Origin of the sequence: Delftia sp. PE138, from assembly GCF_018320755.1 — a bacterium.
In the GTDB taxonomy this organism is placed as follows: domain Bacteria; phylum Pseudomonadota; class Gammaproteobacteria; order Burkholderiales; family Burkholderiaceae_C; genus Comamonas; species Comamonas tsuruhatensis.
The window spans coordinates 1,538,895-1,558,817 of the sequence record NZ_JABEPN010000001.1 but is presented as its reverse complement, the minus strand read 5'-3'; the positions used below and the strand labels follow the sequence as shown (position 1 = coordinate 1,558,817).

Genomic DNA, 19,923 nt, shown 5'->3' with positions numbered 1-19,923 from the left:
TTCCCCCTTCTCGCTTCGCGGAGGGGGACGACACCCTCGGTGCGGGGCGGCCCTTCCTCGGTGTCTCTGGGTTGGGCCGTGGCGGTTTTGGGGGCGGCGCCCGGCTTTGATCTGATGCGCTGGTGCTGCTTTTTTTTGGCGTTCCTGATCGCCAATCCAGCGATCAATCCAGCCATCAATCCAGCGCCTTCTGCCTGCGCATGGTGGTGAAAAGAACGGCCAGGCTGGCGGCGGCGCCGGCCACGCCCAGGGCGGCGAAGAGGTGGATGCCCCACAGGCGCGGGCCCATGGTCAGCAGGCCGGGGGCCAGGCCCAGGATGAAGGCGCCGGAGACCACGGCCAGGGCCAGGCGGGTGGCGGCGCGTTCCAGGGCCTGGGAGAGGCGGTCGATATGGCGTATGTCCAGGTCGGCCTGCAGCCGGCCGGAGCGCAATCGTTGCATGACCAGCCGCAGGGTGTGCGGCGCGTCGTCGGCCAGGTCCATCCATTGCGCCATGGCGGCGCGGCGCTGGCGCGCCAGGCTGCGCAGGGAGTAGCGCTGCAGCAGCTGGGCCTTGACCAGGGGCGTGGCCGTCTGCACCACGTCGAATTGCGGGTCCAGCTGCAGCAGCACCTGGTCGGCCGTGATCAGGGCCTTGAGCAGCAGCGCCATGTCGGCGGGCAGGGCCACGCCGGTTTCGCGGGCCAGGGCCATGAAGTCCTGCAGGGCGCGGGACATCACCAGGCGGCCGTTGCTGGCGCCGGGGCCATGGCGGGTCACGAAGCGGTCCACGGCAGCCTCGATGCGCGCGGCCGAGGGCGGGGCGCGGCCGGGCATTTCGCTTTCGGCGGCCCAGTCCAGCAGCACGCCCGAGAGGCTGCGGCCCTGGCCCTCGACCAGGGCGCGCATCAGGCCCAGCACCTGGCGGCGGCGCTGGGGAGACAGCCGCCCGACCATGCCGAAGTCGATGAAGCCGACGCGGTTGCCGGGCAGGGCCAGCAGGTTGCCGGGGTGCGGGTCGGCGTGGAACAGGCCGTCGCGCAGCACCATCTGCAAAAACGCGCAGGCGCCACGGCGCGCCAGCAGCGGGCCGTCCAGCGCGGGGTCCGCGCCCACGGCCGAGGCTTGCACGCCCGGCACGAAGTCCTGCACCAGCAGGCGCGGCCCGCTCAATGCCCAGTGGATGGCCGGCACGACGATCTCGGGCTGGGCCGCGAAGTGCCGCGCCACGGCGTCGCCGTTGTGGGCTTCGACGGTGAAATCCAGTTCCTCGCGCAGCGCCTGGCCCAGCTGACGCGTGACCTCGCGCGGGCGGTAGCGTGCCAGCTGCGGCCATTGTTCCTGGGCCAGCAGCGCCAGGTGCTCGAGCAGGCGCAGGTCGGCCTCGATCTGGGGGCGCAGGCCGGGGCGCTGGACCTTGACCACGACTTCGATGTCGGCAGCGCGGGCCGCAGGGGGGCTGTCGCTGCCGCTGCCGTCCTCCCGGCCTTCCCGGTCATCCCGGTCATCCCGGTCATCCCGGTCTTCGGCCGCAGGCAGCCGCGCGCGGTACACCTGGGCCATGGAGGCCGAGGCCAGCGGCACGGGGTCGAAATGCGTGAACACCTGCTCCACGGGCAGGCCCAGCGACTGCTCGATCAATGGCTGGGCCGTCTCCCAGGGCAGCGGGGCGGCGTGGCTGTGCAGTTGCTGCAGGGCGGCCGTCCATTCGGGCGCGAGCAGGTCCGAGCGCGTGGCCATGATCTGGCCCAGCTTGACGAAGCTGGGGCCCAGGTGTTCGAGGGCCATGCGCAGGCGCTCGGGGCGGCTGGCATCCAGCGGATGCTCGGGATGGGGCTGGCTGCCGCGCGGCGCGAAGCGGGCCAGGCCCAGCGTGTCGACCAGGTCGGCCAGCCCGAAGCGCAGCAGCACGCCGACGATTTCCTGCAGCCGGGCACGGTCGCGCACGGCGACCACGGCGGTTTGCAGCATGGGCATCTCCTGTCGGTGGTGGCAATGCGGTCCATTGTGCCGATGCGCCAGACGCCATTGCGCAGGAATCGCCCGCCTCCGGGGCGGGGCTCAGGCCAGCCGCTGCACCTGCACCGCGCAGTCGTAGAAGCTGGGCGCGCGGCCCAGGTCGGTCAGGCGCTGGTGGGTGAGCTCGTTGACATTGGTGCCGTTGTCGCCATGCTTGCGCCACCAGATGCCCAGGCCGTTGACCACGCCACGGCGCGCGCGGCCGTTGAGGGTGGCGTGGCATTCGTAGCTGCCCCGGTCGTTGAAGACGCGCACGCGGTCGCCCTCGGCCACGCCGCGCGTGGCGGCGTCGTCGGGGTGCAGTTCCACCAGCGGGCGGCCTTCCATGGTGCGCAGGCTCTTGACGTTGACGAAGCTGCTGTTGAGAAAGTTGCGTGCCGGCGGCGAGATCATGGCCAGCGGGTAGCGCGCATCCGTTTCGGCGGTTTCGTAGTTGGGCAGGTAGTCGGGCAGCGGGTCCATGCCGCGCCGCGCCAGCTCGGCGCTGGTGAATTCGCAGCGGCCCGAGGGCGTGGCGAAGCCGCCCTCGGCAAAGGGGGCCTCGGGCAGGGCCAGGGTGGCAAAGCCCTTGTCCAGCAGCTCGTCGAAGTCCACGCCGCGGCCCTCGAACGCCTCGCGGCACAGTTGCTCGTCTCCCGTCTGGAAATGGGCAGCGGCAAAGGCGTCGTCATGCCGCGCCATGTGCGCGGCCAGGTCGCGGAAGATCTGGCCGTTGCTGCGCGCCTGGCCCAGCGGCGCGATGGCGGGGCGGTTGAGCAGCACGTCGGTATGGCCGTAGCTGCCGTGGATGTCCCAGTGCTCGATCTGCGTGGTGGCCGGCAGCACGTAGTCGGCCAGGTCGGCCGTGTCGGTCATGAAATGCTCCAGCACCACGGTGAACAGGTTCTCGCGCGCAAAGCCGGCCACGACCTTGGCCGACTCGGGCGCCACGGCCACGGGATTGCTGTTGTAGACCACGATGGCGTCCACGCGCGGTCCGAAGCCATTGCCGCCTTCGTGCAGCAAGGCGTCGCCGATGGTGCTCATGTTGATGGTGCGCGGGCGGCGCTCGCCCAGCAGGTGCGGCATCTGCAGTCGGGCGCGCTGCGCGGGCAGGGCGCCCGAGGCGGACAGCAGCAGGCCGCCGGCACGGTGGCGCCAGGCGCCCACCAGGGCCGGCAGGCAGGCGATGGCGCGCACGGCATTGCCGCCGCCGCGCGCGCGCTGCACGCCGTAGTTCAGGCGGATGGCGGTGGGCGTGGTGGTGCCGTAGTCGCGCGCCAGCTGGCGGATCTGCTCCACGGGCAGGCCGCAGACCTGGGCCGCGCGCTCGGGCGGCCACTGCAGGGCGCGGGCCTTGAGTTCCTCCCAGCCCAGCGTGTGGCGCGCGATGTAGTCATGGTCCAGCCAGCCGTGCGTGATCAGCTCGTGCATCAGGGCCAGCGCCAGGGCGGCATCGGTGCCGGGCAGCAGTTGCAGGTGCTCGTGGCATTTGTCGGCGGTCTCGGTCTTGCGCGGGTCTATGCACACCAGGCGCGCGCCGTTGCGCTTTGCCTCCAGCGCATAGCGCCAGAAATGCAGGCTGCTGCCGATGCTGTTGCTGCCCCAGATGAGGATGAGCCGGCTTTCGGTGAAATGCTCCACGCGCATGCCCAGCTTGCCGCCGTAGGTCAGGTTCAGGGCCTCGCCCCCGGCGCTGGAGCAGATGGTGCGGTCCAGCAGCGAGGCGCCGAGCTGGTGGAAGAAGCGCCGGTCCATGCTCTCGCCCTGCACCAGTCCCATGGTGCCTGCGTAGCTGTAGGGCAGGATGGTTTCGGGATCGCGCGCCGCCAGGGACTGCAGGCGTGCGGCCATGTCGGCCAGCGCCTCGTCCCAGCCCACGGGCTCGAACTGCCCGGAGCCCTTGGGGCCCACGCGGCGCAGCGGGGTGAGCACACGCTCGGGGTGGTAGCTGCGCTCGGTGTATTTGCTGACCTTGGCGCAGAGCACGCCGCCCGTGTGCGGATGGTCGGGGTTGCCCTGGACTCTTTTGGCGATGCCGTCTTCGACCGTGGTCACCAGCGAGCAGGTATCGGGGCAGTCATGGGGGCAGGCGCCCAGGACCTGTGAGGTGGCCTGGAGTGGGGGCGTGGCGGAGGACATGGTGGCAGCGGTCTCGGACAGGGTGGGGACTTTGCGAAAGAACCGTAAAAGCCGGAAAAACAGGAAAAGGCCGTCACGGGCAAGGGGCGGTGCCGGTCTTGCATGCCGCAATCGCCGCTTGTCTTTATTATGCGGACCCTTGCAGCCGGCTGCACGCAGCAACGGCGCCGATTCCAGTGACAAAAACAGGCAAGTTCATGCTCCGACCCAAGACGGCGTTCAGCCGCAGACAGTTCATCGCAGCCAGCACGGCGGCTGCCGCCACCTGGACCGGCGCAGTGCGCGCCCAGGACGCGGGAGGCACCATCGTGCTGGGCCAGTCCTGCCCGATGACGGGCCCCGCGGCACAGATCGGCCAGCCCTTCCATGAAGGCGCCAAGCTGTACTTCGAGCAGCTCAACGCGCAGGGGGGCATTGCCCGGCGCAACATCGAACTGCGCGTGATGGACGACGGCTACGAGCCCGAGCGCTGCGCGGCCAATACCCAGCGCTTCCTGTCCGACGACGTGTTCGCGCTGTTCGGCTACGTGGGCACCTCCACCAGCATGGCCGCGCTGCCGCTGCTGCAAAAGGCGCGCGTGCCCCTGTTCGCGCCGCTGTCGGGCGCCGACGCGCTGCGCCAGCCCCAGCTGGCCCAACTGGTCTTCAACGTGCGCGCCTCCTATGCCGACGAGACGGCGCTGATGGTGCGGCACCTCACGGGCCTGGGCCTGAAGAAGGTGGCCGTGCTGCACCAGAACGATGCCTATGGCGAGTCGGGCCTGGCTGGCGTCAAGGCGGCGCTGGCCGCCAAGGGGCTGGAGCCCGTGGGCGCGGCCACGGTGGAGCGCAACTCGAACAACGTGGCCGCCGCCGTCAAGACGCTGGTGCCGCTGGGCGCCGATGTGATCGTGCAGATCGTCACCTACTCGGCCAGCGCGGCCTTTGTGCGCGCCGCGCGCCAGGCGGGCTTTGGCGGGCAGTTCTACAACGTCTCCTTCGTCGGCTCGCAGGCTCTGGCGCAGACGCTGGGCAAGGATGCCGAAGGGGTGGTCGTCACCCAGGTCGTGCCCTCGCCCTTCCAGACCTCGCGCCAGATCACGCGCGATTTCCTGGCGGCCATCCAGAAGGGCGGCGGCAAGCTGACGCCCAACTACTCCAGCATGGAAGGCTATCTGGCGGCACGCGTGTTCGCCGATGCGCTGCGCCAGGCCTCGGCCTCGGGCAAGCCCACGCGCGACGGCCTGGTGGCCGCGCTCGACGCCATGCACGGCCAGCAGGTGGCCGGCTTCCCGCTGGCCTTCAAGCCGCAATCGGCCAAGCCGCGCTTCGTGGAGTTGTCCATGCTGACCGGCGACGGCAAGGTCCGGGTGTAGGCTTGCAGCTCTAGAAGGAGAACCCCATGGCCTTGCTGCAGGAACTGCTGGACAGCGCACCCGAGATCACCGCGCTGCGCCGCGACATACATGCCCATCCCGAACTGTGCTTCGAGGAACTGCGCACCGCCGACCTGGTGGCCCGGCAGCTCGAAGGCTGGGGCATTGCCGTGCACCGCGGCCTGGGCCGCACGGGCGTGGTGGGCACCATCCACGGCCGTGACGGCGGCGCCAGCGGCCGCGCCGTCGGCCTGCGCGCCGACATGGACGCCCTGCCCATGCAGGAGTTCAACACCTTCGAGCACGCCAGCCGCCACGCCGGGAAAATGCATGCCTGCGGGCATGACGGCCACGTGGCCATGCTGCTGGCCGCCGCGCAGTACCTGGCCGCGCACCGCGACAGCTTCGAGGGCACGGTGCACCTGATCTTCCAGCCGGCCGAAGAGGGCGGCGGCGGGGCGCGCGAGATGGTCGAGGACGGCCTGTTCACCCAGTTCCCCATGCAGGCCGTGTTCGGCATGCACAACTGGCCGGGCATGAAGGCCGGCACCATGGCCGTGGGCCCGGGCCCGGCCATGGCGTCCAGCAACGAGTTCCGCATCGTCGTGCGCGGCAAGGGCGGCCACGCGGCCATGCCGCACATGGTGATCGACCCGCTGCCCGTGGCGGCCCAGCTCATCCTGGGCCTGCAGACCATCGTCAGCCGCAACGTCAAGCCCATCGAGGCGGGCGTGGTCTCGGTGACCATGGTCCACGCGGGCGAGGCCACGAACGTGGTGCCCGACAGCGTGGAGCTGCAGGGCACGGTGCGCACCTTCACGCTGGAGGTGCTGGACCTGATCGAGCGGCGCATGAAGGCCCTGGCCGAGAGCATCTGTGCGGCGCATGACACGCGCTGCGAGTTCGAGTTCGTGCGCAACTACCCGCCCACCATCAACTCCGCGCCCGAGGCCGAGTTCGCACGCCGCGTCATGGCCGAGGTCGTGGGCGAAGCCAATGTGCTGCCCCAGGAGCCGTCCATGGGCGCCGAGGACTTCGCCTTCATGCTGCTGGAAAAGCCCGGCGCCTACTGCTTCATCGCCAATGGCGACGGCGACCACCGCGCCATCGGCCACGGCGGCGGTCCCTGCACGCTGCACAACCCCAGCTACGACTTCAACGACCAGCTGATCCCGCAGGGCGCCACGTTCTGGGTGAAGCTGGCGCAGCGCTGGCTGAGCGAGCCCACGCGCTGAGGCCCTTGCAGGGTCCGGCCGACACCGGCATGTCACACACCGCACCTAGCATGCGGTCCCTGTGATCTCCATCGAATCCTCCACGGCCGCCGCGCAGGGCGTGGCCGTCCAAGCCCGGCAGCTCAAGCGCATCCACGGCGGGCGCGCCGTGCTCCAGGACATCAGCCTGCAGATCGCCCCCGGCGAGGTGCTGGCCCTGCTGGGGCCTTCGGGCTGCGGCAAGACCACCCTGCTCAAGATCCTGGCCGGGCTGGAGCAGCCCAGCCGCGGCGAAGTCTGGATGGGCGGGCAGTGCGTGGCCAGCGCCTCGCAGTCCCTGCCGCCCGAGCGGCGCGAGCTGGGCCTGGTGCCCCAGGGCCATGCGCTCTGGCCCCATATGAGCCTGCAGGCCAACGTGGCCTTCCCATTGGAAATGCGCGGCCTGCCTCGCGCGCAGATCCACGAGCGGGTGCAGCAGACCCTGGGCCTGGTCGGGCTGCAGGGCATGGGCGAGCGCCTTCCCGGCAGCCTGTCGGGCGGCCAGCAGCAGCGTGCGGCGCTGGCCTGCGCCGTGGTGGAGCGCCCGCGCCTGGTGCTGCTGGACGAACCCCTGTCCGGCCTCGACGGCAACCTGCGCGAGCGCCTGTGCGAGGAAATTCCCCAGCTGCTGCGCAGCCTGGGTTGTACGGCCGTCTATGCGACGCAAGACCGCCAGCAGGCCTTCGCCGTCGCCGACCGCGTGGTCGTGATGGAGCACGGCCGCATCCTGCAACCGGGCAGCGCCCGGGACCAGGCGCCGGCCCCCGTGCCTTGCGAGGCCGACCGATGGCCCGTGGCCGGGCACCTGTGCAGCGCAGCGTAGGAGCGGCATAGGGGCGGCGTGGCCGGTCTCGGTGCGGTTGACGGCGAAAAAAGCACGGTCGTTCTAAATTCCTGCTTTTTTGGCTACACTGTGCCGCTACACGAACCGCCCACCAGGAGACCCGCCATGTCCGATCTGAACGCCGCCTTCGAGGCCGCCGTCAAGAACTCCACCTCGATCAGCGAGCGCCCCGACAACGCCACGCTGCTCAAGCTCTACGCGCTGTACAAGCAGGCCACCGAAGGCGACAACGAGGCCAAGAAGCCCAGCTTCACCGACATGGTCGGCCGCGCCAAGTGGGACGCCTGGGAAAAGCTCAAGGACACCTCGGCTGACGACGCCAAGCAGCAGTACATCGACCTGATCGAATCGCTGCGCTGATCAACACCACCACCGATCGCAGACACAGGCAAGGCCCCGGACTCCGGGGCCTTGTCGTTTCCGGCCAGGCCACACCACACTATGTCAAAGAGTGGAGCGCTGGAAACTGGCGCGGCCCCACTCAGGGACGCCGAGCAAGAGCCACCTCGCGGCGGGGGCGCCCAGCCGAAGGCGTCGTCCCCCTCCGCGAAGCGAGAAGGGGGAAGCGGCGCAGCCGCTCAGGGGGATCAATATTTGTTCGAGAAGTTGGCGCTGATGCGCTGGCGCAGATATTCCGCGCCCGTGATGGGCGGGTACTTCTTTTGCGGGCCCTCGATCACCGCGTCCTCGTTGGCCTGGCAGAAGAAGGCCAGGCTGTAGCGCGCGCCCTGGTATTCATGGGGCAGGGGATTGCGCACGCGGTGGAAGTTGCTGGGCAGCTGGTCGTCGCTCCAGCGCGTGAGCATGTCGCCGATGTTGCAGGTGATCACGCCCTCCACGGGGTCCACGGGCGTCCATTGCTGGCCCTCCATCTCCTTGCCCGGCAGCACCTGCAGGCCGCCCTGGCCCGCGCGCTGGAACAGCAGGGTCAGGCAGTCGAAGTCGGTGTGGGCGCCTGCGCGCCACAGGCCCAGCTCATCCTTGAGCGCGGGGTCGACCGCAAAGTAATGCAGCATGCGCAGCGTGCTCTGGTAGGCGGGCACCGAAGGGTCGTGGGCGCGCGTGAAGAAGTCCGCATCGAAGCCCAGCTTGTGCGCAAAGCACGACAGCAGCTGCATGCCCACCTGCCAGCACTGGCGCTCAAAGTCCAACGTGGCCTGCTGAAAGCCCGGCAGCTCCTGCTGCGTGGGCCACAGGCCGGCCATGCGCGGGCGCGTCACCTGGTAGGACTCCTTCTGGTCGGGCGTGCGCGTGGAAGGCCGGATCTGCGCCTTGTGCTCCCAGCCCGCATTGCGCGACAGCGGCCACTGCGCCTTCACCTCGCGCGGCAGCGCGAACAACTGCTCGGCACGCCCGAAGGCCGCATCGATATCGGGCTGGGGAATACCGTGGCCCGACACCTGGAAGAAGCCGATCTCCACCGAGGCCTGCCAGATCGCATCGGCGATCTCGGCCTTGCGGCGGTCGAAGTCGGAGATGTCGATCACCCGCACCTCCCGTGCGCGCGTCTCCTGCCCCTGGCCGCCCATGCGGGCCTCCTTGGCGAGTTCACCCAGCGCGTAATCTGACGCCGGTGCCGAAGGCAGGGTGGGGTTGGCAAGCATGTTCATGGTCTGTTTCCTTTGCCGCAAAGGCAGTGGCAAGGCACGCGGCGGCCGGCGCAAAAAGACACCGATCCCGCCCGTCGCTCTTGAAGTGGCTGACAGGGCACAGGTCGCAGCCACGCCGCTCCCGCACCCGCTTCAAGAGCAATGACCCGCGCCGGCACAGACCGGCAAGCTGAACGCTTCTACTCTTGCCAACCACCCAAGCAAACAGCGCGCCAGCCCGCGAAGGCCGGTTCATGGCCGCCTGCGTTCCATCGTGGTGCAAGAGGGCCGGGCAGCTTGGTGCACGCGCCGCATCGGAACCGTCTGGCACCAATCTGATGCATGCCCGCCGCGTCGAAAACCGGCGCCGCCCAGCCCAGTGACGCCGAGGAAGGGCCGCCCCGCACCGAGGGTGTCGTCCCCCTCCCGCGCAGCGAGAGAGGGGGAAGGCGCGAAGCGACTCAGGGGGTGGTACGCACTTTGCATACAAGCATCACTGAGTAGAAGCGTTCAGCACGCGCCCAGTGCGCGTTGCCCGGAAATTGCTCATGTCACGCCAGCCGCCCGGCCCCATGCCAGCGGCCGGTCCCCATGTTGATAGCGACTGAGAGTTCCACCATGCAACGCCGCCATTTCCTTGCCGCCGCCGCCCTTCCCGCTGCCAGTGCCGTGATGCCCGGTGCCTTCGCCCAGGGCAAGGCGCTGACACCGCTGAAGTTCACGCTGGACTTTCGCGTGACCTCGCAGACCGCGCCCTTTTTCGTGGCGCTGCAAAAGGGCTACTACCGCGACGAGGGGCTGGACGTGAGCATCGACGTGGGCTCGGGCTCGGTGGCATCCATCACGCGGGTGGCCAGCGGCGCCTACCAGCTGGGCCTGGGCGACATCAGCTCGCTGATCGAGTTCAATGCGCAGAACGCAGGCGCGGCGCGCGTGCAGGCCGTCTACCAGTACTACAACCGCGCGCCGTTCGCCATCATCGGCCGCAAGGACCGGGGCATCACGGGCGAGTTCGCCAGCCTCAAGGGCAAGAAGGTGGCCGCCGCCGCCGTGGAGTCCACGCGCCGCGTCTGGCCCCTGGTCGCGCAGCGCCAGAACCTGCCGGCCGACCTGTTCGCCTGGACCACGACGGAGTTCTCGGCGCGCGACAACGTGGTGGTGCGCGGCGATGTGGATGCGGCCACCTATTTCCATGACTCGGCCGTGTCGCTGTTCGCACGCATCAAGCCCGAGGAGCTGTCGGTGCTGCGCTACACCGATGCGGGCGTGCAGCTGTACGGCAATGCCATCCTGGCCTCCAGCGCTCTGGTGGCCGAGCAGCCGGCGCTGGTGGCGGGATTCCTGCGTGCCAGCAACCGCGCCCTCATCGAATGCCTGGCCCAGCCTGCGCTGGCCGTGGCCGCCGTGCGCCAGCGCGAGCCCATCCTGGATGAAAAGCTGGAACTGGCGCGCTGGGCCATCACCTCGCAATACCTGGCCGCGCCCGATACGCAGCGCCACGGCCTGGGCGACATCGACCCGCAGCTGCTGGCCCGACAGGCCGAGCAGGTCAGCCAGGCCTTCGGCCTCAAGGCACCCGTGTCGGCCGATGCGCTGTTCAACCGCAGCCTGCTGCCGCCGCTGGCCGCGCGCATGGCCAAGGCCTGAGGGAGTGCACATGGACCACGCCACCGTTTCACTGCCCCTTGAGGCCTCGCTCGACGAGCGCGACGGCCTGTACCTGCGCCGCGCCATCGCCATGGCCGACCGCGCGCGCCAGCGCGGCAACCGCCCTTTCGGCGCACTCATCGTGGCCGCCGATGGCCGCGTGCTGGCCGAGGCCTCCAACGCCAATGGCGAGAGCGGCGACTGCACGGCCCATGCCGAGCTGTCGGCCATCCGCCTGGCCAGCCCCCTGCATGACCGCGAGGCGCTGTCCGCAGCCACCTTGTATTCATCGGCCGAGCCCTGCGTGATGTGCGCGGGCGCCATCTTCTGGTCGGCCATAGGCCGCGTGGTCTACGGCATAGACGCCGTGCGCCTGCGCGAATTCCGCGGCGAGCGCCTGGACCAGAAGGATGCCGAGCTGTCCTGCCGCGATGTGTTCGCCGCCTCGTCCCACGCCATCGAATGCATAGGCCCGGCGCTGATCGGCGAGGCCGCCGCATCGCACCAGGGCGCCTGGAAAAGCTGACCCGGCCCCGTTCCGTCCCCACCGTTTCTTTTGACCACCAGAGAGGAAGCCCACCATGCAAAAACGACTGTTCCTGCACACCGTCCTGGCCCTGTCCGCCAGCGCGGGCCTGGCAATGGCCCAGACACAGGCCCACGCGGCCACGCCGCTGAAGTTCCAGCTGGACTGGCGCTTCGAGGGGCCGGCCGCCTTCTTCCTGCAGCCGGTGGCCAAGGGCTACTTCAAGGACGCGGGCCTGGATGTCACGGTCGATGCCGGCAGCGGCTCGGGCGGCGTGGTGCAGCGCGTGGCCTCGGGCGCCTATGACCTGGGCTTTGCCGACATCGCGGCGCTGATGGAGTTCCAGGCCAACAACCCGGACATGCCCAACAAGCCCGTGGCCGTGATGATGGTCTACAACAACACGCCGGCCTCGGTGATGGCGCTCAAGAAAAGCGGCATCGCCAAGACGGCCGACCTCACCGGCAAGAAGCTGGGCGCGCCCGTGTTCGATGCGGGCCGCCGCGCCTTCCCGCTGTTCGCCAAGGCCAACCAGGTCGGCACCGTGCAGTGGACGGCCATGGACCCGCCGCTGCGCGAGACCATGCTGGTGCGCGGCGACGTGGATGCCATCACGGGCTTCACCTTCACCTCGCTGCTGAACCTGGAGGCGCGCGGCATCAAGGCCGCCGATGTGGTGGTCATGCCCTATGCGGACTTCGGCGTGAAGCTGTACGGCAACGCCATCATCGCCAGCCCGAAGCTGATCAAGGAGAACCCGGCCGCCATCAAGGCCTTCCTGCAGGCCTTCGCCAAGGGGGCCAAGGAAGTCATCGCCAACCCGAGCGCGGCCATTGCCTACGTGAAGGAGCGCGACGGCATCGTCAACACCCAGCTGGAGACGCGCCGCCTGCAGCTGGCCATCGACACCGTGGTCAACAGCGCCGACGCGCGTGCCGAAGGCTTTGGCCAGGTCGTGCCCACACGCCTGTCGCTGATGGCGTCGCAGGTCTCCGATGTCTACGCCACCAAGACGCGCGTGAACCCGGCCGAGGTCTGGAACGGCAGCTTCCTGCCGTCTGCGGCCGAGCTGAACATCCTGCCCAAGAAGTGACGACAAAGTGATTGACACCGTGCGCGTGCGCCAGCGGGTGGCGTGCACGGCCCTTGCCTGCTGCCTGACATGAATTCCTCCACATCCCACGGCGATGACGACGCCTTCTTCGTCGAGTTCCGCGACGTCTGGCTTGCCTACAACGAGGAGCTGCTGCGCGCCAACCACTTCGCGGTCGAGGCCATCGACCTGCAGGTGCGGCGCGGCGAGTTCATCGCCATCGTCGGCCCCTCGGGCTGCGGCAAGTCCACCTTCATGAAGCTGACCACGGGGCTGAAGATGCCCTCCATGGGCCGTGTCATGGTCAACGGCGAGCGTGTGACCGGGCCGCTGAAGATCTCGGGCATGGCCTTCCAGGCGCCGTCGCTGCTGCCCTGGCGCACCACGGTGGACAACGTTCTGCTGCCGCTGGAGATCGTGGAGCCGCACCGCTCGCTGTTCCGCCAAAAGCGCAAGGAGTACGAGGCGCGTGCGCGCGCCCTGCTGCAGAAGGTGGGCCTGGGCGGCTACGAGGACAAGTACCCCTGGCAGCTGTCGGGCGGCATGCAGCAGCGCGCCAGCATCTGCCGCGCGCTGATCCACGAGCCCCAGATGCTGCTGCTGGACGAACCCTTCGGCGCGCTGGACGCCTTCACGCGCGAGGAGCTGTGGTGCGTGCTGCGCGACCTGCAGGCCGAGCAGCGCTTCAACGTCATCCTGGTCACGCACGACCTGCGCGAAAGCGTCTTCCTGGCCGACACCGTGTACGTGATGAGCAAGAGCCCGGGCCGCTTCGTGGTGCGCCGCGACATCGAGCTGCCGCGCCCGCGCGAGCTGGAGCTGACCTACACGCGCGAATTCACCGACATCGTGCACGAGCTGCGCGGCCACATCGGCGCCATGCGCAAGACCGGCGCGGCCATCCAACAATAGAACGGGGGAGATTCACATGCACAAGAAATACGCGGAACGCTGGGCGCCCTGGGTGCTGCTGCTGGCGGTCATCCTGCTGTGGCAGGTCATCTGCTCGGCCTTCGAGGTCTCGGAATTCATCTTCCCCAGCCCCTGGGCCATCGGCCGGCAGCTGGCCGAGTTCAGCGGCATCATCGCCGCCCATGCCTGGCGCACCTACTGGGTGACGATGGCGGGCTTTGGCATCGCCATCGTGGTGGGCGTGCTGCTGGGCTTTCTGATCGGCTCCTCGCGCCTGGCCTATGCGGCGTTCTATCCGCTGATGACGGCCTTCAACGCGCTGCCCAAGGCGGCCTTCGTGCCCATCCTGGTGGTCTGGTTCGGCATCGGCGCGGGGCCGGCCATCCTCACGGCCTTCCTGATCAGCTTCTTTCCCATCATGGTCAACATCGCCACCGGCCTGGCCACGCTGGAGCCCGAGCTGGAGGATGTGCTGCGCGTGCTGGGCGCCCGGCGCTGGGACGTGCTGATCAAGGTCGGCCTGCCGCGCTCCATGCCGTACTTCTACGGCTCGCTGAAGGTGGCGATCACCCTGGCCTTCGTGGGCACCACGGTCAGCGAGATGACGGCGGCCAACGAAGGCATCGGCTACCTGCTGGTGTCGGCCGGCTCGTCCATGCAGATGGGCCTGGCCTTTGCCGGCCTGATCGTGGTGGGCGCCATGGCCATGGTGATGTACGAGTTGTTCAGCGCCATCGAAAAGCGCACCACGGGCTGGGCCCGGCGCGGCTCGCAGGGCGAGTGAGGGAGAATCCGGCCATGACGCCCGCACCCGCGACGACACCTTCCATGACGCCCCTGACCGACGAACAGGCGGCCCGCCAGCTGCGCCGCGCAGGCGCCGTGGCCGAGCGGGCCATGGCCATGGGCCGCCATCCCTTTGGCGCGCTGCTGCTGGCGCCCGATGGCGAGACCGTGCTGGCCGAGCAGGGCAACATCGACACGGTGAACCATGCCGAGTCCACGCTGGCGCGCACGGCCGCCGCCAACTATCCGGGCGCCTACCTGGCGCAGTGCACCCTGGTCACCACCTTCGAGCCCTGCGCCATGTGCGCCGGAACCATCTACTGGGCCGGCATAGGCCGCGTGCTCTACGGCGCCGAGGAAACGGCGCTGCTGGCGCTGACGGGCGACCATCCCGAAAATCCCACGCTGTCCCTGCCCTGCCGCGAGGTCTTCGCGCGCGGGCAGCGCAGCGTGCAGGTCGTGGGGCCCGTGCCTGCGCTGCAGGAGGAGATGCTGGCGCCGCACCGGGGCTTCTGGCAACAGGGCTGAGCCGCCTGCGCGGGCGGCTCAACTGCGGCAGCCGGCCAGCGCGTCCAGGGGCTTCTGGTAGGTGGGGCTGGTCACGTCCAGCAGGCCCAGGGTGGTGTGGTAGAGGTTGTCGTGCGACAGCGGCGCGTCCAGCTGGCCGCGCACGCAGCGTTCGGACACGCCGGTGCGCTCGCCCAGGTTGCCCAGCCAGGCAATCATGGGAATGTGCTTTTGCTCGTCGGGCGCCATGGCGTAGGGCATGCCGTGCAGGTAGATGCCCATCTCGCCCAGCGACTCGCCGTGGTCGGACATGTAGACCATGCCGGTCTGGTAGCGCGATTGCTGGCGCGTCAGCCAGTCGATGGTCTGCGACAGGAAATGGTCGTTGTAGCGGATGGAGTTGTCGTAGACATTGACCACCTGCTCGCGCGTGCAGCTGGACAGCGCATTGGTCAGGCATTCGGGCTGGAAGACCTTGGTCTCCGGCGTGGAGCGCTTGTAGTAGGCTGGCCCGTGGCTGCCCATCTGGTGCATGACCAGCACCACGCCGCGCTCGCGGCGCTCGCGCGGCAGCGCGGCGATGCGTTCGTCGATGCCGCTGAGCAGGATGCCGTCCAGGCATTCTCCATCGCTGGAACACAGCGCCTTGCCGTCGGGCGTGTCCAGGCGGTCGGCGGTGCTGGCGTTGGGAATGCGGTCGCACACGCCCTTGCAGCCGGCCTGGTTGTCCAGCCACAGCACGGCCAGGCCGGCGCTGTACAGCACGTCCACGAGGTTGTCGTAGTCCACCTTGCTCTTGTAGAAGCCGGTGCGGCCCAGGTGCGAGAACATGCAGGGCACGGATTCGCGCGTGCTGGTGCCGCAGGAGGTCACGTTGCTCCAGTTGAGCACCTGGCGCCTGGCCAGCTCGGGCGTGGTGTCGCGCGCATAGCCGTTCAGGCCCCAGTTGGCGGCGCGCGCCGTCTCGCCCACGACGATGACGAACAGCGGCGGCTTGCGCTCGGCCGCATAGGTGGCCCCCAGCGTGGCGCCGGCCGCGATGCTGGCGAACGGGCGCTTGGGCCGCAGGATGGGCTTGAGCACCGCGTCCAGCGAGGCCAGCACCGGGCTGACCGGATTGAGCATGTGGCGCATCCACAGGTTGTTGCGGACCACGGGCGCCAGCTCGCGGTACGAGACAAAGACCGAGGCCGCCAGCAGCAGCACCGAGGCGGCCAGCAGCGCCAGCGTGCGCAGCACGGTCTGCATGCTGCGGCGCGGGCGGATGACGCGCAGCCGCAGCAGCCAGGCCGTGGGCAGTCCGGCCACCAGCAGCAGCTGCAGCAGCAGCTGGGGGTTGAACAGGTCGCTGCTCTCGCGCAGGTCGGTCTGCAGGATGTTGTTGATCATGCCGCCGTCCATCACCGTGCCGTAGGCGGTCATGAAGTACTGGGCCGCGCCGGCAATCCAGGGCAGGGCAATCCACAGCGGCTTCATGCCGCGCGGCCAGGCCGTCAGCGACAGCAGCAGCAGCAGGCCGCCCAGGCCCAGGGGCAGCAGCCGCAGCACCAGGGCGGCCAGGCTGCCGTCATAGCCTTCCAGGTGGGGCAGGCGCCGCCACAGCGCCCAGTTGGCGGTGGCCAGCAGCCACAGCGCCAGCACCAGGGCCACGGCCTGGGGCGAGCGCGGTGCGGTCCAGGCCATGCGCAGCCGTGCCGCGAGGCTGGCGGGGGCCGCCTGGGCAGGCTGGGCAGAAGATGGGGCCGGGGCTTGGCCGGTGCCGGAGGAGCCGGCAAAGGGGGGGCGGGCGAGCAGGCGTTCTGACATGGCCGCGAGCGTAGAATTCGCAGCTTAAGAACATCTGAACCCCGCGTTCAGACTCCGTTCAGCTTGAACCCCTGCCGCCCCCCCTCTTGCGCCACGCTTGTTCCGTCCGTATCCGGTGCGCATCCTGATGTGCGAAGGCCCAACCTCCCATGCGAATCCTGCTGGTCGAAGACGATGAGGCCCTGGCCCAGGCGGTGGGCAGCTATCTGCGCTCCAAGGCCTTTCTGATCGACAGCGTGCCCTCGCTGGCCCAGGCGCGCGCCTGCCTGGCCGGTGCCAGCTACGCGGCCGTGCTGCTGGACCTGCACCTGGCCGACGGTGACGGCCTGGCGCTCATGCCCACGCTGCGCCGGCTGGCGCAGCCTCCCGTCACCATCGTGCTGACGGCCCGCGACCAGGTCAGCGACCGCATCCGCGGGCTGGACGCGGGCGCCGACGACTATCTGGTCAAGCCCTACGACCCCGAGGAACTGCTGGCCCGCCTGCGCGCCGTGAGCCGGCGCGGCGGCGGCATGCAGGCCGGGCAGGACGCCGTGCTGCGCATGGGCACGCTGGAGATCGACCTGGCCCGTGAAATGGTGCGCGACGCCGGCCGCACCCTGCTGCTCACGCCCAAGGAATGGGCGCTGCTGCGCGTGCTCACGGCCCAGCCGCAGCGTGTGCACGCGCGCGAGCATCTGCTCGATGCGCTCTACGGCTTCGATGCCGAGGCCGACAGCAACACGCTGGAAGTGTTCATCAGCCGGCTGCGCCGCAAGCTCGGGCGCGACCGCATCCTGACCGTGCGCGGCACCGGCTACCGCCTGGCCCTCGAGCATGGATGAGCCGCAGCGCTACAGCCTGGCGCTGCCGCCCCGTCTGGCAGACCAGCTGGCCCGCGAGCTGACACTGGCCCTGGCCGCCGTCTGGCTGGCCTGCGTGCTGGCGCTGGCCTGGTATGTCAGCCACATCGTGCACCACAACTTCGACCAGGAAATGATCGACAGCGGCCACCGCCTGCTGGAGGTGGCCGTGCACCAGCTGGAACAGGAAGACCACTCGCGCGAGGGCGTGCAGCGCCCGCATGTGGCCTCGCAGCCGGGCGACGAGGCCGAGGATCTGGTCTACCAACTGCAGGACGGCCGCGGCAACGTGCTGCTGCGCACCCAGGCCGCCCCCGTGGCGGCCTTTGCCGTGCCCATGCGCGAGGGCTTCTACGAGCGCGAGGGCTGGCGCATCTATGTGGTGGCCCATCCCCGGCAGCCGCTGTTCCTGATGCTGGCCGATCCCATGGTCGAGCGCAGCGAGGCGCTGCAGCGGGCGCTGCTGGCGCTGGGCTCGGTGATGCTGGTCATGCTCGCCCTCATGGGCTGGGCGCTGCGCGTGACCGCGCGGCGGCGCCTGCGCGTGCTGCGCGACATGCAGCTGCAGCTGAGCGAGCGCGGCGGCTCCAACCTGGAGCCGCTGGACCTGGACGCCATGCCGCGCGAGCTGTGGCGGCTGGGCCGGGGCATCAACCACCTGATGCAGCGCCTGTCGCATGCGCTGCAGGTGGAGCGCTCCATGGCCGCCAATGCGGCCCACGAGCTGCGCACGCCGCTGGCCGTGGCCACGCTGCGCCTGCAGACGGCCCTGGACCGTGGCGTGGACAACGCCGACGTGCGGGCCGCGCACGAGGCGCTGGAGCGGCTGAGCCAGCGCACGGAAAAGCTGCTGCAGCTGTCGCGCGCGGCCTCGGGCTCGGCGCTGGCGCAGGACGATGTGCGGCTGGACACGCTGGCCAGCATGGTGGCCTCCGAGTTCTGGCAGCAGGACGAATCCACCCAGCTGCGGCTGGATGTGGTGCTGCCCGAGCAGCCCTGCGGGCCGGTGGCGGGCGACGTGGACACGCTGGCCATTGCCTTGCGCAACCTGGTGGAGAACGCGCTGCGCTACAGCGATGGCTCGGAGGTGCTGCTCGAAGTCTGCGACAGCCATACCGTCCAGGTGCGCGACGAGGGGCCGGGCATGGACGCCGTGGCGCTGGGCACCGCGCGCGAGCGCCATGTGCGCCATGTGGACGATCTGCGCCTGCCCCAGGGCGCCGTGCGCGAACTGGCATCGCCGGGCTATGGCCTGGGCCTGTCCATCGTGTCCATGATCGTGGCCCAGCACGGCGGCAGCCTGCAGCTGCAGTCGCCACCGCCTGGCAGCTCCAGCGGCCTGCTGGCACGCATTCAGTTGCCGGGGCGCGATCCGTCCGCGGATTCCGACGCCCCGGCCTGAGCCGGGTCGCAGGCAGACGGCAGGGGCGCATCGGCCGGCATGTGCCTGCACAGCCTGGCGTTGCGCTGCGCTGCGGGCAGGGCGGCCAGCTGCCGCACCTCGGCATAGAAACGCTGCCAGCCCTGGATTGCCTCGTTGCCGGACTGGGCCTGGGCCGGAGCTTGGGTCTTTGCTTGGGCCTGGGCCTGGTGCCACAGCGCGGTGAAGGCCGGCACCCAGTCGTCATAGGCGGCCAGCGCGCCGAAGCTGGCGTTGTTGGCATCGGCCACCCACTGGTCCAGCCGCGCCTGGTGGCGGTCGTAGAGCTGGCGCTGCGCGTCGGTGGTCAGCAAGGCTGCATCGGCGCTGCGCCATTGCGCGCGCAGCGCAGCGTAGTCGCTGCGCAGCTGCTGGTAGATCTGCGCCTTGGCCTGCTGCATGGCGGGGCCGCGCTGCTGCGGGTCCTGGTACAGCTGCTGCAGCGCCTGGCGCGTGTGGCCGGTCAGCGCCCGCCACTGCGCGCGCCGCAGCTGGCCTGCATCCCAGCGTGCGCGGGCGGCGGGGCCGGCCTCGGTGGCCAGCCACAGCGGCGTGCCCAGGCGCTCCACGGTGGTGGCAAAGGATTCGTTGAAGGCGGTATCGCCGGCCACGTAGACCACCTGGTGGGCCAGCTCATGGAACAGCAGGCCGGCGAACTCGCCCTCGCCCCAGCCCACGAAGGTGTTGAGCAGCGGATCGCCCCCCAGCCAGTTCAGGTAGCCCAGCGTGGAATAGGCGGGCACGCCGTAGCTGCCGGACTCCAGGCCCTGGTCGGCCAGCAGCCGGGCCTGGGCCACGGCGTCTGCCTCGGAAAAGTAGCCCCGGTAGCCCACGCAGCCGGCCACGGGAAAGCACCAGCGGTGCAGCTCCAGGCTGTCGGGCGGCGCGGCCACCACGTTCCACACGGCAAAGGGCCGCTGCAGATCGGCGTAGCGGCGGTAGCTGGCGTTGTCGGGCAGGCCCAGCCGTTGCACGGCGAAGCTGCGCATGCGCTGGGCCGCAAGCAGGCGCTCGCGCAGCGCGGGTGCCAGGTTGTCGTCCTGCAGCCAGTCGTCAATGGGGCGGCTGGCCTGCAGCAGGTGTATCTGGCCGCGCAGGCTCTGCCAGTAATAGCCCAGGCCGTCGCCGCCGGCCCCCGTGCTGGCACAGCCGCCCAGCAGCAGGCCTATGCCCGCCAAAATCGCGGGCAGGCCGCGCCTGACTACACTCAAGCCTTCACGCAC

At 69.8% G+C, this 19,923-nt stretch carries 17 protein-coding genes; 12 read left to right on the top strand and 5 right to left on the bottom strand.

Going from position 1 to position 19,923, the window contains the following annotated elements:
• Positions 1 to 175: 175 nt before the first annotated feature.
• Positions 176 to 1,951: an ABC1 kinase family protein gene (locus HFGMBDPB_RS07025; protein WP_212645115.1), complete on the bottom strand. Its 1,776-nt coding sequence runs from the start codon at positions 1,949 to 1,951 to the stop codon at positions 176 to 178.
• 90 nt (positions 1,952 to 2,041) lie between these two features.
• A complete protein-coding gene (locus tag HFGMBDPB_RS07020) occupies positions 2,042 to 4,120 on the bottom strand; it encodes a molybdopterin-containing oxidoreductase family protein (protein ID WP_212645114.1) in 2,079 nt (692 codons plus the stop codon).
• Between the two features lie 197 nt (positions 4,121 to 4,317).
• Between HFGMBDPB_RS07020 and HFGMBDPB_RS07015 the strand changes: the two genes are divergently transcribed.
• The 4 genes from HFGMBDPB_RS07015 to HFGMBDPB_RS07000 all read left to right on the top strand — a co-directional run bounded on the left by HFGMBDPB_RS07015 (position 4,318) and on the right by HFGMBDPB_RS07000 (position 7,932).
• Positions 4,318 to 5,475, top strand: a complete 1,158-nt coding sequence (locus tag HFGMBDPB_RS07015) for an ABC transporter substrate-binding protein (protein WP_212645113.1) — start codon at positions 4,318 to 4,320, stop codon at positions 5,473 to 5,475.
• Positions 5,476 to 5,501: 26 nt separating this feature from the next.
• Complete coding sequence (locus HFGMBDPB_RS07010) at positions 5,502 to 6,710, top strand: M20 aminoacylase family protein (RefSeq protein WP_017407670.1); 1,209 nt, start codon at positions 5,502 to 5,504, stop codon at positions 6,708 to 6,710.
• A 61-nt stretch (positions 6,711 to 6,771) separates the two neighbouring features.
• On the top strand, positions 6,772 to 7,551 hold the full coding sequence (locus tag HFGMBDPB_RS07005) for an ABC transporter ATP-binding protein (protein WP_203400040.1): 780 nt from the start codon (positions 6,772 to 6,774) through the stop codon (positions 7,549 to 7,551).
• 126 nt (positions 7,552 to 7,677) lie between these two features.
• Positions 7,678 to 7,932 (top strand): acyl-CoA-binding protein, encoded by a 255-nt coding sequence (locus tag HFGMBDPB_RS07000; protein WP_012203065.1) that lies wholly within the window; start codon positions 7,678 to 7,680, stop codon positions 7,930 to 7,932.
• Positions 7,933 to 8,159: 227 nt separating this feature from the next.
• On the opposite strand, the gene HFGMBDPB_RS06995 is transcribed toward HFGMBDPB_RS07000, so the two are convergent.
• Positions 8,160 to 9,182, bottom strand: a complete 1,023-nt coding sequence (locus tag HFGMBDPB_RS06995) for an isopenicillin N synthase family dioxygenase (RefSeq protein WP_016451933.1) — start codon at positions 9,180 to 9,182, stop codon at positions 8,160 to 8,162.
• A 597-nt stretch (positions 9,183 to 9,779) separates the two neighbouring features.
• On the opposite strand from HFGMBDPB_RS06995, the gene HFGMBDPB_RS06990 reads away from it, so the two are divergent.
• From HFGMBDPB_RS06990 to HFGMBDPB_RS06965, 6 genes are all read left to right on the top strand, one after another.
• The gene (locus HFGMBDPB_RS06990) at positions 9,780 to 10,808 is read left to right on the top strand and encodes an ABC transporter substrate-binding protein (protein ID WP_016446613.1); all 1,029 of its coding nucleotides are present in this window, start codon (positions 9,780 to 9,782) and stop codon (positions 10,806 to 10,808) included.
• Positions 10,809 to 10,818: 10 nt separating this feature from the next.
• Positions 10,819 to 11,334 carry a nucleoside deaminase gene (locus HFGMBDPB_RS06985; protein WP_012203068.1) on the top strand — a complete coding sequence of 172 codons (516 nt, stop codon included), beginning with the start codon at positions 10,819 to 10,821 and terminating at the stop codon, positions 11,332 to 11,334.
• Positions 11,335 to 11,389: 55 nt separating this feature from the next.
• Positions 11,390 to 12,427 carry an ABC transporter substrate-binding protein gene (locus tag HFGMBDPB_RS06980; RefSeq protein WP_203400039.1) on the top strand — a complete coding sequence of 346 codons (1,038 nt, stop codon included), beginning with the start codon at positions 11,390 to 11,392 and terminating at the stop codon, positions 12,425 to 12,427.
• 69 nt (positions 12,428 to 12,496) lie between these two features.
• Positions 12,497 to 13,339 carry an ABC transporter ATP-binding protein gene (locus HFGMBDPB_RS06975; RefSeq protein WP_012203070.1) on the top strand — a complete coding sequence of 281 codons (843 nt, stop codon included), beginning with the start codon at positions 12,497 to 12,499 and terminating at the stop codon, positions 13,337 to 13,339.
• A gap of 16 nt (positions 13,340 to 13,355) precedes the next feature.
• Positions 13,356 to 14,123, top strand: coding sequence for an ABC transporter permease (locus HFGMBDPB_RS06970; RefSeq protein WP_012203071.1), 768 nt, complete (start codon positions 13,356 to 13,358; stop codon positions 14,121 to 14,123).
• A gap of 14 nt (positions 14,124 to 14,137) precedes the next feature.
• On the top strand, positions 14,138 to 14,653 hold the full coding sequence (locus HFGMBDPB_RS06965; protein ID WP_126311247.1) for a nucleoside deaminase: 516 nt from the start codon (positions 14,138 to 14,140) through the stop codon (positions 14,651 to 14,653).
• Between the two features lie 18 nt (positions 14,654 to 14,671).
• Here the strand turns inward: HFGMBDPB_RS06965 and HFGMBDPB_RS06960 are convergent, their stop codons facing one another.
• Positions 14,672 to 16,438, bottom strand: a complete 1,767-nt coding sequence (locus HFGMBDPB_RS06960; protein WP_212645112.1) for a phosphoethanolamine transferase — start codon at positions 16,436 to 16,438, stop codon at positions 14,672 to 14,674.
• A 149-nt stretch (positions 16,439 to 16,587) separates the two neighbouring features.
• Here HFGMBDPB_RS06960 and HFGMBDPB_RS06955 point away from each other — a divergent pair, with 149 nt between their 5' ends.
• On the top strand, positions 16,588 to 17,262 hold the full coding sequence (locus HFGMBDPB_RS06955; protein ID WP_016446608.1) for a response regulator: 675 nt from the start codon (positions 16,588 to 16,590) through the stop codon (positions 17,260 to 17,262).
• Positions 17,255 to 18,682: an ATP-binding protein gene (locus tag HFGMBDPB_RS06950; RefSeq protein ID WP_016451928.1), complete on the top strand. Its 1,428-nt coding sequence runs from the start codon at positions 17,255 to 17,257 to the stop codon at positions 18,680 to 18,682. Before HFGMBDPB_RS06955 ends, HFGMBDPB_RS06950 begins: the two co-directional genes overlap by 8 nt.
• Here the strand turns inward: HFGMBDPB_RS06950 and HFGMBDPB_RS06945 are convergent.
• Positions 18,634 to 19,923, bottom strand: coding sequence for an aminopeptidase (locus tag HFGMBDPB_RS06945; RefSeq protein ID WP_212645259.1), 1,290 nt, complete (start codon positions 19,921 to 19,923; stop codon positions 18,634 to 18,636). The genes HFGMBDPB_RS06950 and HFGMBDPB_RS06945 overlap by 49 nt on opposite strands.